Genomic DNA, 13,026 nt, shown 5'->3' on the forward strand with positions numbered 1-13,026 from the left:
GCGCCGGCGACCATGGCCGCGCGCGGCGTGGTCCGCGCGGGACTCAGTCCGGCAGGGCGAACTGCAGCAGGACGGTGCGCTGAAAGCCGGAAAAGTTGTCGTCTGAGACCGCGGTGATCACCGTGCGGCCGTCCGGGCCGCGGTGGGTCGCGACGCCCTCGAGGTTGTCGATCGCCTGCGACAGCGTCGCCTCCATCAGCACGGGGCCGTCCACCACCGCGCCGGCCTTCACGTCGGCCTCCGGCAGCCGTCGCATGCGGACCGAAAGCGACAGCGGCGGCACGTAGCGCCGCTCCAGCAGCACGAAGCCGCCGCCGGGCAGCCGCGCGACGTCCGTCGGGGAGAAGTCCTCGCGGCGCTTCACCGCAAACTCGAACGGCGTCTTGCTCCCGACCACGAAGGCGCGGTTGTTCCCCGCGGCGTCGAGATAGTTTTCGCCGATCATCATCAGCGCGCCCGACGACAGCGTGGCGATCGCCTCGTAGCCGGCGTTGGATGGCGCGCCGCCGACGGCCTTCGGCAATTTTATGGGGCGGCCCGCTCCGGCGCGTCCCTCCGCGTCAAGGGCGAAGCGCAGCACCTCGTGAACGCGCTCCGAGGCGATCCAGGCGCCGCCGCCGCGAATCTCGAGCGATTCGGTGTCGGCGCCCCGTCGGCCGGGCAGGGGGCCGCGCGGCCCGACGATCGGTTCCCGGACGACGCCGCTCACTCCGGTCGGCGTCGCGCCGTCGTAGGCGATCACCCCACGGAACCAGTTGCCGCGGTCGCTGATCGCCGTGAAGCGGCGGCCGTCGTCGGACAGCCTGAGGCCGGAGAGCCCGCCGAAATCCTTGTCCCGCGACGACAGCGTCAATCCGCCAAGAAAGACGAGCTTGCCGTAGGTCCCGCCGACGGGCGTGGCGGAATCGAAGCGCGCGATCGGCGAGGCGGCGACCGCGACCGGCGTCTCTTGCGCGGCGGAGACGCCGAGGCCGAACGCGAGAGAGCCGGCGAGCGCGAGGCCGCGGACGAACGCGCGGCCGGAACGCCTCACGCGTGGCCCCGTCGCCCACGGGCGGCGGGAGCCTTTTCGTCGAACAGTTCGGCGAGCTTCTCCGTCATCACCCCGCCGAGCTCCTCGGCGTCGACGATGGTGACCGCGCGGCGATAGTAGCGCGTCACGTCATGGCCGATGCCGATGGCGATCAACTCGACCGTCGACCGCATCTCGATCTCCTCGATCACGCGGCGCAGATGCTTCTCGAGGTAGTTGCCGGCGTTGACCGAGAGCGTCGAGTCGTCCACCGGCGCGCCGTCCGAGATCACCATCAGGATGCGGCGCTGCTCCGGCCGGCGCTGCAGCCGTTCGTGCGCCCAAGCCAGCGCCTCGCCGTCGATGTTCTCCTTCAGCAGCCCCTCGCGCATCATCAGCCCGAGGTTCTTGCGCGTGCGGCGCCACGGCGCGTCGGCGGCCTTGTAGATGATGTGGCGGAGGTCGTTGAGGCGGCCGGGCGCCATCGGCTTACCGGCGGCGAGCCAGGCCTCCCGCGACTGCCCGCCCTTCCAGGCGCGGGTGGTGAAGCCGAGGATCTCGACCTTCACGCCGCAGCGCTCCAGGGTCCGCGCCAGAATGTCGGCGCAGGTGGCCGCGACCGTGATCGGCCGGCCGCGCATCGAGCCCGAGTTGTCGATCAGCAGCGAGACCACCGTGTCGCGGAACTCGGTGTCCCGCTCGCGCATGAAGGTCAGCGCGCTCATGGGATCCACCACGACGCGGGACAGGCGCGCCGGGTCGAGCATGCCTTCCTCGAGGTCGAAGTCCCAGGCGCGGTTCTGCTGGGCGAGCAGGCGGCGCTGCAGGCGGTTCGCCAGCCGGCCGACCACGCCCTGAAGCGCCGCGAGCTGCTTGTCGAGATAGGACCGCAGCCGGGTCAGCTCCTCCTGGTCGCACAGTTCCTCGGCCAGCGCCTCCTCGTCGAACTTGGTGGTGTAGGCGAAGTAGTCCGGCTTCTCGCGCTCGGCGTGGCGGCTGTCCTGCGGCCGCCACGGCTCGGTGGCCTCCTCGGCCTCGCCGAGTTCGTCGTCGTCGGGCGCGTCGGTGGGCGGCGCGTCGGCCGCCTCCATCTGCTCGGCGTCGTCGTCGGCCTCGGAGGAGGCGTCGGTTTCGGCGGGGTCCGCGCCGTCGCTCGAATCCTCGGGCGCGTTGGCGGACTCGCCTTCCTGCGTCGGGGGATCGCCGTTGTCGCTCTCCTCGCCGTCGTCGCTCTCCTGCCGGTCGGAGGCGAGCTCCTCGCCCATGTCGAGCGAGGTCAGCAGATCCCGGATCGCGCGGGCATAGGCGCTCTGGTCCTCGACCACGCGGTCGAGCCGGGCGAAGTCGGGGCCGGCCCGCTCTTCGAGCCAGGGCCGCCACAGGTCGACGAGCTTGGCGGCCGCCTCGGGCGGCTTGCGGCCGGTCAGCTTCTCGCGCACCAGCAGAGCGACCGCGTCCTGCAGCGGCGCGTCGGCCTTGTCGGTGATCTCGGCGTAGGGGCCGCGGTGGTAGCGGTCCTCGAGCATCGCGGTGAGGTTGCCGGCGGTTCCCGCCATCCGCCGTGCGCCGATCGCCTCGCAGCGCGCCTGCTCGACGGCGTCGAACACGGCGCGCGCCTCCGTGCCCTGCGGGGCGAGGCGGGCGTGGGTCTTTGCGTCGTGGCAGGCGACGCGCAGCGCCATCGAGTCGGCGTGACCCCGGAGGATCGCGACGTCCTGGGGCGTCAGCTTGCGCGGGGGCTCCGGCAGCCGCGCCTTGCCCGGCGTCAGCGCCGGGCGCTCCGGGGCGAAGGCGACCTCCATCTCAGGATCGCCGGCGATGGCGCGCAGGCAGCCCGCGACCGCACGCTTGAACGGCTCGGACGGGGCCGCGGCCTTTTCGCCGGGCTTGCGGTTGGATCCGGACATGGGACGCCTCCGCTAATGCGCCGCGCGCTGGGGGGCGAGGGCGGTTTGAAACATGCGAACGATCTCCGCGACGCCGAGCGTGAACACGCCGCCCTGGCCCGCGTCGAAGGCGTTCCGCCAGAGGCGGTAGCCGCCCTCGAAGCCCTCAGGCGTCGGAGCCTCTCCCTCGCGCCGCAGCAGGCTCGCGAGCAGGGCGTCGATGGCGATCGGCGCGTGCTCCACGAGCCGTGGCGCCAGCGCGCCCGTTTCCGGGTCCGGCAACGGCGCGTCCACGATCGAGACGGACGCCACCTTTGAGGCGCCGGCGCCGTCGATCCGACCGATCACGACCCGCGAGCTCGGAAGCTGCGCGTCCCGATAGCTCCACGCCTGTCCGGGAGCGAGATCCGCCGCGGTGGCCATGACGTCTCCAGCGCTCGGGCGGCGCGTCAGCTCATCGCCACGTTGACGGCGCTCTCCGGCAGCTCCCTGCCAAAGCAGCGCTGGTAGAACTCGGCCACCAGGCTGCGCTCGAGTTCGTCGCACTTGTTCAGGAAGGTCAGGCGGAACGCGAAGCCGACGTCGCCGAAGATGTCGGCGTTTTCCGACCAGGTGATGACGGTGCGGGGGCTCATCACGGTCGACAGGTCGCCGTTCATGAAGGCCTGACGGGTGAGGTCGGCCAGCCGGACCATCTTGGACACGGTGTCCCGGCCGCCCTTCTCCTTCTGGTAGCGCGGCGACTTGGCGAGAACGATGTCCACCTCCTTGTCGTGCGCGAGGTAGTTCAGGGTCGTGACGATCGACCAGCGGTCCATCTGGCCTTGGTTGATCTGCTGGGTGCCGTGATAGAGGCCCGAGGTGTCGCCGAGGCCGACCGTGTTGGCGGTGGCGAAGAGGCGGAAGGCAGGGTGCGGCCGCAGCACGCGGCGCTGGTCGAGCAGCGTCAGCTTGCCCGACTGCTCCAGCACGCGCTGGATCACGAACATCACGTCCGGCCGGCCCGCGTCGTACTCGTCGAACACCAGAGCCACGTTGTTCTGCAGCGCCCAAGGCAGGATGCCGTCGCGGAACTCGGTGATCTGCATGCCGTCCTTGAGGACGATGGCGTCCTTGCCGATCAGGTCGATGCGGCTGACGTGGCTGTCGAGGTTGACGCGCACGCAGGGCCAGTTGAGCCGGGCGGCCACCTGCTCGATGTGGGTCGACTTGCCGGTGCCGTGATAGCCGGTGACCATCACGCGGCGGTTGCGGGCGAAGCCGGCGAGGATCGCGAGCGTCGTGTCGTGGTCGAACAGGTAATCGGGGTCGAGGTCCGGCACCGCGCCCTGCGCTTCGCCGAACGCCGGAACCTCGAGGTCGCTGTCGATCCCGAACACCTGCCGGACCGACACCTTCATGTCGGGCGTCGGGGAGGAGAGCGGAGCGTCGAGGGCGTCGGTCATGGGGCCTCCAGGCGATCCCGGACGGCGTCGCGCGGGACCGGGGCGCGCTTCGTCAGCTCAGCGCGCGTCTTGAAATGGGCGATCGGGTCAGCAGAAGCCGGCGGATCGGAGATAGTTATAGGCTTGGATGATCTCGCGCAATTTGTCCTCGGTGCTCCGATCGCCGCCGTTGGCGTCCGGATGCAGCCGTTTGACCAGCTCCTTGTAGCGCGCCTTGATCTCCTCGCCGCTCGCGCTGGCGCCCAGGTTGAGCGCCTCGAGCGACTTGCGCTCGACGTTCTTGAGCTCGCGCTCGGGTTTCTGAGGCTTCCCGCTCGGGCCGTCCTCGTCGAACATGTGAAACGCGTCGTCGAAGGCGAAGCCGCTCGCCCAGCCGCGGTTCTTGCCGCCGCGGGCCCGCTCGGCCTTGGCGCGGGCCTCGGGCGTCGCGCCGGCGGCGTTCTGGCCCATTGTCCAGGTCGGACGATGCCCGGTCTGGCTGTCCTTCTGGTAGGCCATCACCGCTTCGTCGGACATGCCGGAGAAGAAGTTGTAATTCTGATTGTAGGCGCGGACATGCGCCAGGCAGAACCGCCAGTACTCGTTTTCCCGCTCGCGGCCCTTGGGAGCCCGGTGAACTCCGGGCTCGCGGCACCCGGGATGGTCGCACCTCGTCACCTGCGGCTGCGGACGGCTTTCGCCCCGCGCCACCCGGATCCGGTCGAACCATGGGCTGTCGAGTTTCATGATGCTGGCATTATGGGGGGCGGGCGGACCGCGAACAAGAACGCGCGGCCGCAAGGGAGAGGGGCATGATGCGGGCTTGACGCCGCGATCGGGCGCGACCCAGATCGCGGCTGCTTCGCCGAACCCAAGGGAAGGACCGCCATGAGCGTGCGCGCGCGGATCGAATCCAAGCTCGTGGAGGCGCTTGCGCCGACGCGGCTCGACGTGATCGACGAGAGCCACCTCCACGCCGGCCACGCCGGGGCGCGGCCCGAAGGCGAGACCCATTTTCGCGTGAAGGTGACCTCCGCGGCGTTCTCCGGCCTCGGCCGGGTCGACCGCCACCGCCGCGTCAACGCGCTGCTGGCCGAGGAGCTCGCCGGCCCCGTCCACGCCCTCGCCATCGACGCCCGCGCCCCCGAGGAGCCGGGCCGGCCGTAGCGGCTACTCGCCGATCACCTTGACGCGCAGGCCGGCCTGCAGTGGGTCGCCCGGGGCGAAGCCGTTGAGGACGGCGAAGCGCTCCAGCGCGCGGTCGGTCACGGCCATGCGGCGCGCGAGCGTCTCCTCGGTGTCGCCGGGCCGCACGGTCGCGACCTCGATCTTCAGCGGCTGGGCCTGCTCGGATTCGGCCTGCGTCAGGCGGCGGAAGGTCGCGAGCGAGGCGCGGAAGCCCTCGTCGATGTCCGGCGTGAGCTCCCGGGCCGCGAAGATCAGCCGGTAGACGTCCGCGCCGAACTTCACCGCGGCGAAGCGGAAGGTCCACTCCTTGCCGCGCGCGACGACGGTGACCGCGTCCATGCCGTTGACCTCGAGCTTCTCGACCGGCCCCGGCTCGACGCCGTCGATCCAGTTCTCGGCGATGTAGCTTTCGAGCGTCTGGCTGGAGCCGAGCCGCGCGGCGTCGAGGCGCAGCGCCCGGCCGTCGGGAGCGACGCCGAGCAACGCCTCGGAGCCGTTCTCGAAGGTGAAGCCTTCGGGCGCGAGGAAGGTGAACCCCAGCCGCGGGTGCAGGAAGCGGCGCCCGCGGGCGAAGCCCTGGGCCGGGTCGTCGCCGTAGGTCGTGCCGTTGAGCGCCACGAGGTAGGCGTCGCGGTCGCGCTCGCCCACGCCCGGCGCGCCGATCTGGCGGGCCGCGGTGACGGCGAGCTGCACCCGCTCGGGCGTCGAGGGATGCGTCGACAGGAAATCGAGGCCGGGCTGCGAGGGCTTCTGACCGAGCGCCGCGCTCCGGAGCTCGGACTGCCGGCCCATGGACAGCAGGAAGCGCGAGGCGCCGTACGGGTCGAAGCCGGCGCGCGCGATGTTCTGAACGCCGATGCGGTCGGCCTCCAGCTCCTGCGCGCGGGAGAAACTCGCGAGCGACAGCTTGCTCTTGGCGAGCGCGACGGCTCCCGCCTCGCGGTCCTCCAGTACGTCCGAGACGACGCGGCTGACCAACACCGCCTTGCGCTCCTCGTCGGCGCGCTGGAAGGCGTGGCGGGCGGTGACGTGCGCCATCTCGTGCGCGAGCACCGCCGCAATCTCGGAAGTGTCGTTGGCGACGGCGAGCAGGCCGCGGGTGACGTAGAGGTTGCCGTTCGGCAGGGCGAAGGCGTTGATCAGCGGCGAGTTGAGTAGCGTCACCTTGTAGCGCAGGTCGGGTCGTTCGGAGGCTGCGGCCAGCCGGTCGGCCACCGAGTTGAGCAGCGTCACCAGATCGGGCTTGGAGTAGACGCCGCCATAGGCCGCGGCGATGCGCGCCTGCTCCTGGCTGACGGCGGTGGGCGCGGGGGCGACCTTGGGCGCGGAGGCGGGAACGATCGGCTGCGGCGTCGGCTTCTCGCCGCCAAAGCTGCCGCAGCCGGCGAGCAACGCCGCGACGCTCGCAAGCACTGCGAGACGCAGGGCGAAGCTCCGCTTATCCCGATGCCGCCCGCCGAGGCCCGTCATGCCGCAAGCCCCTCCCGTCATCTCGCGCTCGCCAGGCCGAGCCGTTCGATCTGGGCGGCCTCGGTCACGGCGATCGTCGGGCCGAGGCGCCGTTCGATCATGCCGCGAACCCGCAGGCGCGCGCCGGGCGCCAGGCCGAGAGCTTCGGCGCCGCCAAGCCGCTTTGCGGCCGACTCGCTCAGGACCAGCGCGAGAGCGTCGCGCCAGCGGCGTCCGAAATTCACGTAAAGCCGTCCGTTCACGGTGCGGACGCTCGCCACGCGTCCTTCGGCGATCTCGAAACGACCGACAGCGCCCGCGAGAGCGTCGCCGTCGGCGGCGTCTCGGACCTCGTAGTACGTATTTGTCCACAAACCAAGGCTCGCGCGGCGGGCGCCGTCCTCCGCGGCGAGGAGCGTGGCGCGGCAGTCACGCCCCGCCCGATCGGCGGCGACCCGGGCCAGGCCGCGCGCCGCCAACTCGGCCGAAACGCCAGCGGGATCGGCCGCTCCTTCGGCGGCGAGGTAGCCGACCACCCGGCCGTGACGGTCCGGGCTCGCCAGCGCGGGCCGGAGGGCCAGAGGGCGGTCCGCGACGAGGCCGCGGAGGGCGGTCGCGGCGGCGTCCGCCAGCGGCCAGTCGGCCTCCCGCGTCCCGAGCGGAGCCTTGGGCGCGAGGATCCCGGCGAGCCGCACGGTCCGTCCGTCCGCGAGCGCGACGGTGTCGCCGTCGAGCGCCCGCTCCGCCCGAACGCTCTCGGCCTTGGCGGACAGGACGCAGGGCGCGGCGAGGGCGGAATGAGCGGCCAGAAGCAGGGCGAGCGCGGTCGTCGCCGGCAGGGCGAGGGCGGGGCCTGTCAGGAAGGCGCGCGCAGTGTGGAGCACGCCGGAGGGTAGGTTCCGCGTGGTGGACGGGGGGTTAACGTCGGGCTTACAGAACGATGATTCCGGCGTGCTTCGCCTTCTCGTCAGGCTCGACATGGATGGTCACGATCGTGTCCGCGTCGTCCTCGTGCAGGGCGCGCTCGATGCGGTCGCAGATGTCGTGGGCTTCGGCGACGCGCAGGTCCCGCGGCACCACCAGATGGAAGTCGACGAAGGTCAGCCGCCCCGCCTGCCGCGTGCGCAGGTCGTGGGCCTCGATCGCGCCGTCGGCGTTGGCGGCGATCACGCCCTTGATGCGGGCGACGGTGGCGTCGTCGGCGGCCTCGTCCATCAGCCCGCCGACCGAGGCGCGCACCAGCTGGAAGCCGGACCACAGCACGTTCACGGCGACGAGGCAGGCGATGGCGGGGTCGAGCCAGGCCTTGCCGGTCCAGACCGCGGCGGCGATGCCGATGAGCACGCCGATCGAGGACACGACGTCGGTCATCAGGTGCTTGCCGTCAGCGACGAGCGCGGGCGAGCGCAGGGCGCGGCCGCGCCGAAGCAGCAGGACGCACCAGGCGGCGTTGATCGCGCTCGCGGCGAGGTTCGCCCCAATGCCGAGCGGGGTCAGCTCCAGCGGCCGCGGATCAAGAAAAAAGCGGTAGGCCTCGTTGAAGATCGCGGCGGCCGCCACGACGATCAGCACGCCCTCGGTCACGGCCGAGAGGTACTCCGCCTTGTGGTGGCCGTAGGGGTGGTTGCGGTCGGGCGGCGCTGCGGAGAGCCGCACTGCGACGAAGGCCGCGACCGCCGCCGCCACGTTCACGACGCTCTCGGCGGCGTCCGAGTAGAGCGCGACGGAGCCGGTCAGCAGATAGGCGACCGTCTTCAGCGCCAGCACGGCAACGCCGACCACGATGCTTCCGAGGGCGATCTTCGCGGTCTGGTCCATGCTCGCCCGCCGTTCGCGCGTGATCGGAAGCGGAGCGCTTAGCGGACCGGCGACAGCCGTTCAACCGCTGAGTTCGCAACTGCGAGGCGGTCGCGAAACCCGCCGCGCTCCCCCGTGCAAAACGCGATCGGTCATGCTACGACCGCGGCCGGCCGGTCCCGTAGCTCAGCTGGACAGAGCGACGGTTTCCTAAACCGTAGGTCGGAGGTTCGAGCCCTCCCGGGATCGCCAGATTTCAGCTCAGAGCCGGCCGAACATCCGCCCCAGAGTCCCGTCGCGCCAGACCAGCGTGTGCGCGAGCGCCATGCCGACATGGCCCGCGATCAGGACCAGCAGCGCCCAGGACAGCGGCCCATGCAGCGCGTCGGGGCCGGCGATCAGCCATGGCTCTTCGCGGCCGGTGGCGGGAATGAGGGTGACTCCGCCGATCTCCAGGCCCTTGCCCTTGCCGTAGATGCGGACGAGGGCGAGCGCCGGTACGACGATCATGAGGGCGTGCAGAGCGAGGTGGCTGAGCCGGGCGAGGCGGCCGCGCGCGCCGCGCTCCTGCGGCGGCTGGCGGCGCAGCTGGCTCAGGCGCCAGAGCGACCGGCACACGGCGATCACGAGAACCGCGAGGCCGACGTAGCCGTGGGGGCCGAAGCGGGCGATCCCATTCAGCCACGGGGTCTCACCGAAGATTTTGTAGAGCGCGACGATCGTGAACTGCCACAGCACGAGCGCGGCGAGCGTCCCGTGGAACAGCCGGGTGACGAGGCCGTAGCGCCTTGGCGAGTCGAACGCGACGCCGTCCGGCCGCCCCGCCGCGGCGGCGATCTCACGGCTCTGGACGCTCACGCTTCGACGGGAACGACGTCCACGCTGTGGCGCGTCTTCTGGGGGCCCGCGGTGATGAGCACGCCGTCGATGGGCGCAACGTCGGAGTAGTCCCGGCCGACCGCGGTCACGATATGGTCGTCGAGGGTGACCATGCCGTTGGTGGGGTCGAACCCCATCCAGCCGCTCTCCTCGCCCAGCCAGACGTCGACCCACGCATGCATGGCGTCGGCGCCCTCCAGCCGCGGGCGGCCCTTGGGCGGCTCCGTCCGCAGGAAGCCGCTGACGTAGGCCGCGGGAATCCCGATCCCCCGCAGGCTCGCGATCATCACATGAGCGAAATCCTGGCAGACGCCCTCGCGCCGGGCGAAGGCCTCCTCCGCCGGGGTGTCGACCGTGGTCGCGCCGGGCGCGTACTTGAAATCGGCCTTGATGCGCTTGGAGAAGGCCAGCAGCGCCTCGCCGATCGCCGCCTCGTCGTCCAGCGCCGCCTCGGCGTAGGCGGTGAAGGTCTCGCCCAGCCGAATGAGACGGCTCGGTCCGAGGAAGTGCATCGGACCGTCGGGGCCCGGATCCCGCAGCAACGCCGCCGCGCCGCGGACGGCGGCGACCGTCGGCGTGTTCGCGAGATCGGGCGTCGGGCGCGTGACCGTCACCCGGGTCTTCATGGTGACGGAGAGCGCGGCGTGCGGCGGCAGCAGCAGCAGGTGGTCGAGCGCGTTGCCGAAGAAATCGCGTTCCGCCGTCTGCTCGTCCGGCCGGGGAACGATCGTGACCTGCGTCCCGGTGACCTTCTGGCCCCGCCCCGCCCGCGGCCGCACCCGCAGGATGTGGCGCGCGTCCTTCACTTCCGAGGGGTAGTCGTAGCCGATCTTGAGAACGAGGTCGTAGATCATTCGCTTTCCAGCCGTTCGGCCAGCGCCGGGCCGGCGCCGAAGTACCGCCGCGACAGCAGGTCGGACAATCCAGCGAGATCGTCCGCGATCCGCTTCAGGAAAGCCTCGTCGATCTCGGAGGGGTGGCCTGTGGTGAGCCGCGACTGCAGCCGGACCGCGCGGCGCGACAGCATGTCCAACGTCTCGCCGTGGCGTCGGCCGGGGAGCGCGTCGAGGATTGTCTTGAAGCCGTTGACCTGGAACGCCACGGACCGGGGATTGAGCGGGTCGAGCACGGAAAGGTCGAGCGCCGTTTCGCGGGTGAGGTCCACCGAGTAGCGCCTGCGATAGGTCACGCGGCTGTCGGTGAACTCCAGCAGCGCCTCCAGGCCGCCTTCCAGCGTCTTTTCGCCCGCGAGCGCGGCGGCGACCAGCGCGGTGACCCGTCCGCGCTCGATCAGCCGCCCGGACTGCAGGAAGCGCCAGGCCGTATGCTGGTACATGCTCTCATGCACGAGGCCCGCGAAGCCGGACAGCCGGGTGAGCACGCCGCTCGCAAGCGCCGCGACGTCGCCGGGCTCCTCGCGGAAGGTCTCGATCATGTCGACGATCTCGCCCAGCACCCGCCAGCCGTCCGGCGAGAACCGGTCGCGGATGCGCGAAGCGGTGGCGAAGGCCTGGCCGGCGAGGTCGAGCAGGCCTTCGGTCGGGTCGCCCACCGCGGCGTCGACGCCGATCGCCGCGAGCCGCTCGCCCACCACCTGCTCCAGCTCGCCCACGCGCTCGCCTTCCGCGAGCCGGGCGGCGTGCAGGCGCACCAGGCGTGTCGCGGCCTCGGCGCGCTCGACGTAGCGTCCGAGCCAGTAGAGGTTGTCGGCCGCGCGGGCGGGCGGCGCGCTCGGCAGCCGGCGGGCGAAGCCGCCGCCGGGCTTCTCCAGCAGCGAGACCTGGCGCTCGACGTGGTCGCCCGGCACCCAGACGTCCACCGAATGGCCGCCGGACTGCATCGAGACGGCGCTGGGGTCGGTCGAGCTCGAGGTGCGCGCGAAGCCGCCGGGCATCACCCGCCAGCCGTCCGCGCCGCGCGCCAGGAAAACCCGCATCGTGACCGGCCGGGCGACCAGCTTGCCGTCCACGAACACCGGCGCGGTCGAGAGCCCGACGATCTCCTGCGCCACCACGTCGAGACCGTTCGTCTCCAGCATGTCGGCGAAGCCTTCCGAATCCGCGGCGCGGATGCCGAGGTCGAGCGGCCTACGGCGCTCGCCGGCCTCCGCGGACTGCGGAAAGGCGTTGGCGAGGGACAGGCGGTCGCGGTTCTTGGCGACGAAGGCGCGCTCCTTCTCCTGCCCGCACCACCAGGTGGCGACCGTCGGCAGCTTCAACTCCTCGCCCAGCAGCGCCTTGGCGAGCGCCGGCTGGAAGGCGAGCAGCGCGCGGGTCTCGAGGATGCCGGAGCCGAGCGCGTTAACGAGCTCGACCCCGCCGGCGCGGACCGCGCGGGCGAGGCCCGGCGTGCCGATCCGCGAGCGGGCGTAGAGCTCCAGCGGGTCGGCGAAGTCGGAGTCGAGCCGGCGCCACAGCACGCGGATCGGCTTCGCGCCGTCGACGGTGCGCACCTCCACCGAAGAGCCATGCACCGCGAGGTCGCCGCCTTCGAGCAGCAGCAGGCCGAGGTAGCGGGCGAGATAGGCGTGTTCGAAGTAGGTCTCATTGTGGGGCCCGGGCGAGAGCAGGCCGGCGCGCACGCCCTTGCCGTCGTCGAGCGAATAGAGCGTCTCGCGGAAGTCGCGGAAGAAGCGCGCGAGACGCTGGATCTTGAGGTCGCGGATCAGGTCGGGGAACGCGCGGGAGGTGGCGACGCGGTTCTCCAGCGCGAAGCCGGCGCCGGAGGCCGCCTGGGTACGGTCGCCCAGCACCCACCATTGGCCGTCCGGCCCCCGGCCGAGGTCGACGGCGATGAAGCGGATGAGCGGGTGCCCGGACTTGCCCTGGTCGGCCACCGGCCGCAGGAACTCGGGATTGCGGCCGAGAATCGCGGGCGGCAGCACGCCGTCCCGCACCAGCGCGCGCTCGCCGTAAAGGTCGCTGAGCAGCCTCTCGAGGAAGTCCGCGCGCTGGACCAGCCCTGCCTCGAGCGTCGCCCATTCCTCCCGGTCGATGACGAGCGGCGGGTGCGCCAGCGGCCAGGACCGCGGCCGGTCGCTCTGATCGACGGCGCCGTAGACGCGGTAGAACACCCCCGCCTCGCGGAGATACTGCGTGGCTGTGGCGAACCGGCGGCCGCGCTCGGCCTCGTCCATGCGGGCGAGCGAGGCGATCATCTCGCGGTAATGCGGCCGCACCTGCCCGTCGGCCGTCATCATCTCGTCGTAGGTTCCGACGGGAGGACGGTAGCCGGCGAGGAGCGCGCCTTTGGCCGCGCGTTCGGGCGCGGCCGGGGTCAGGACTTTCGCGGTGGGCACGTCACCAGGCTCTTCGGGCGGAGGGGGCGACTCGTCGATCGCCGCCGCGACGATGGCGCCTCAGGCCGCGTTTGGCGATGGACAGATCGGCGC

General features: G+C 71.7%; 12 protein-coding genes and 1 tRNA gene. 2 read left to right on the forward strand and 11 right to left on the reverse strand.

What is annotated here, in order from left to right; all coding sequences use genetic code 11:
* Positions 1-43: 43 nt before the first annotated feature.
* The 5 genes from METY_RS17835 to METY_RS17855 form a co-directional block, all read right to left on the reverse strand.
* Positions 44-1,033, reverse strand: coding sequence for an esterase-like activity of phytase family protein (locus METY_RS17835; RefSeq protein ID WP_103122734.1), 990 nt, complete (start codon positions 1,031-1,033; stop codon positions 44-46).
* Entirely contained in the window at positions 1,030-2,919 is a 1,890-nt protein-coding gene (gene cobT, locus METY_RS17840) for a cobaltochelatase subunit CobT (RefSeq protein ID WP_103122735.1), read from the reverse strand. Before cobT ends, METY_RS17835 begins: the two co-directional genes overlap by 4 nt.
* A 12-nt stretch (positions 2,920-2,931) precedes the next feature.
* On the reverse strand, positions 2,932-3,321 hold the full coding sequence (locus tag METY_RS17845; RefSeq protein WP_103122736.1) for a hypothetical protein: 390 nt from the start codon (positions 3,319-3,321) through the stop codon (positions 2,932-2,934).
* Between the two features lie 26 nt (positions 3,322-3,347).
* Complete coding sequence (gene cobS / locus METY_RS17850; protein ID WP_103122737.1) at positions 3,348-4,343, reverse strand: cobaltochelatase subunit CobS; 996 nt, start codon at positions 4,341-4,343, stop codon at positions 3,348-3,350.
* 87 nt (positions 4,344-4,430) lie between these two features.
* A complete protein-coding gene (locus tag METY_RS17855; RefSeq protein WP_103122738.1) occupies positions 4,431-5,069 on the reverse strand; it encodes a J domain-containing protein in 639 nt (212 codons plus the stop codon).
* A gap of 141 nt (positions 5,070-5,210) precedes the next feature.
* Here METY_RS17855 and METY_RS17860 point away from each other — a divergent pair, with 141 nt between their 5' ends.
* Positions 5,211-5,489, forward strand: coding sequence for a BolA family protein (locus tag METY_RS17860; RefSeq protein WP_103122739.1), 279 nt, complete (start codon positions 5,211-5,213; stop codon positions 5,487-5,489).
* Between the two features lie 3 nt (positions 5,490-5,492).
* On the opposite strand, the gene METY_RS17865 is transcribed toward METY_RS17860, so the two are convergent.
* The 3 genes from METY_RS17865 to METY_RS17875 are packed head-to-tail and all read right to left on the reverse strand — an operon-like array spanning position 5,493 to position 8,777.
* Positions 5,493-6,980, reverse strand: coding sequence for a M48 family metalloprotease (locus tag METY_RS17865; RefSeq protein WP_103122740.1), 1,488 nt, complete (start codon positions 6,978-6,980; stop codon positions 5,493-5,495).
* A 17-nt stretch (positions 6,981-6,997) separates the two neighbouring features.
* A complete protein-coding gene (locus METY_RS17870; protein ID WP_103122741.1) occupies positions 6,998-7,843 on the reverse strand; it encodes a thermonuclease family protein in 846 nt (281 codons plus the stop codon).
* Positions 7,844-7,889: 46 nt separating this feature from the next.
* A complete protein-coding gene (locus METY_RS17875; RefSeq protein WP_103122742.1) occupies positions 7,890-8,777 on the reverse strand; it encodes a cation diffusion facilitator family transporter in 888 nt (295 codons plus the stop codon).
* Positions 8,778-8,931: 154 nt separating this feature from the next.
* Here METY_RS17875 and METY_RS17880 point away from each other — a divergent pair.
* Positions 8,932-9,008, forward strand: a tRNA-Arg gene (locus METY_RS17880).
* A 9-nt stretch (positions 9,009-9,017) separates the two neighbouring features.
* Here the strand turns inward: METY_RS17880 and METY_RS17885 are convergent.
* The 3 genes from METY_RS17885 to METY_RS17895 are packed head-to-tail and all read right to left on the reverse strand — an operon-like array spanning position 9,018 to position 12,834.
* Positions 9,018-9,614: a cytochrome b gene (locus METY_RS17885; protein ID WP_103122743.1), complete on the reverse strand. Its 597-nt coding sequence runs from the start codon at positions 9,612-9,614 to the stop codon at positions 9,018-9,020.
* A complete protein-coding gene (locus METY_RS17890; protein WP_103122744.1) occupies positions 9,611-10,489 on the reverse strand; it encodes a transglutaminase family protein in 879 nt (292 codons plus the stop codon). Before METY_RS17890 ends, METY_RS17885 begins: the two co-directional genes overlap by 4 nt.
* Complete coding sequence (locus METY_RS17895) at positions 10,486-12,834, reverse strand: circularly permuted type 2 ATP-grasp protein (protein WP_103122766.1); 2,349 nt, start codon at positions 12,832-12,834, stop codon at positions 10,486-10,488. The genes METY_RS17890 and METY_RS17895 overlap by 4 nt, the downstream gene beginning before the upstream one ends.
* Positions 12,835-13,026: the final 192 nt, after the last annotated feature.

This window comes from Methylopila sp. Yamaguchi, assembly GCF_002897035.1.
Taxonomy (GTDB): domain Bacteria; phylum Pseudomonadota; class Alphaproteobacteria; order Rhizobiales; family Methylopilaceae; genus Methylopila.

Excerpts from the sequence above, each read along its gene's own strand:
- cobT (WP_103122735.1), bottom strand. The coding sequence starts at position 2,919 with ATGTCCGGATCCAACCGCAAGCCCGGCGAAAAGGCCGCGGCCCCGTCC.
- METY_RS17845 (WP_103122736.1), bottom strand. The coding sequence starts at position 3,321 with ATGGCCACCGCGGCGGATCTCGCTCCCGGACAGGCGTGGAGCTATCGG.
- cobS (WP_103122737.1), bottom strand. The coding sequence starts at position 4,343 with ATGACCGACGCCCTCGACGCTCCGCTCTCCTCCCCGACGCCCGACATG.
- METY_RS17855 (WP_103122738.1), bottom strand. The coding sequence starts at position 5,069 with ATGAAACTCGACAGCCCATGGTTCGACCGGATCCGGGTGGCGCGGGGC.
- METY_RS17860 (WP_103122739.1), top strand. The coding sequence starts at position 5,211 with ATGAGCGTGCGCGCGCGGATCGAATCCAAGCTCGTGGAGGCGCTTGCG.
- METY_RS17865 (WP_103122740.1), bottom strand. The coding sequence starts at position 6,980 with ATGACGGGCCTCGGCGGGCGGCATCGGGATAAGCGGAGCTTCGCCCTG.
- METY_RS17875 (WP_103122742.1), bottom strand. The coding sequence starts at position 8,777 with ATGGACCAGACCGCGAAGATCGCCCTCGGAAGCATCGTGGTCGGCGTT.
- METY_RS17890 (WP_103122744.1), bottom strand. The coding sequence starts at position 10,489 with ATGATCTACGACCTCGTTCTCAAGATCGGCTACGACTACCCCTCGGAA.
- METY_RS17895 (WP_103122766.1), bottom strand. The coding sequence starts at position 12,834 with ATGATGACGGCCGACGGGCAGGTGCGGCCGCATTACCGCGAGATGATC.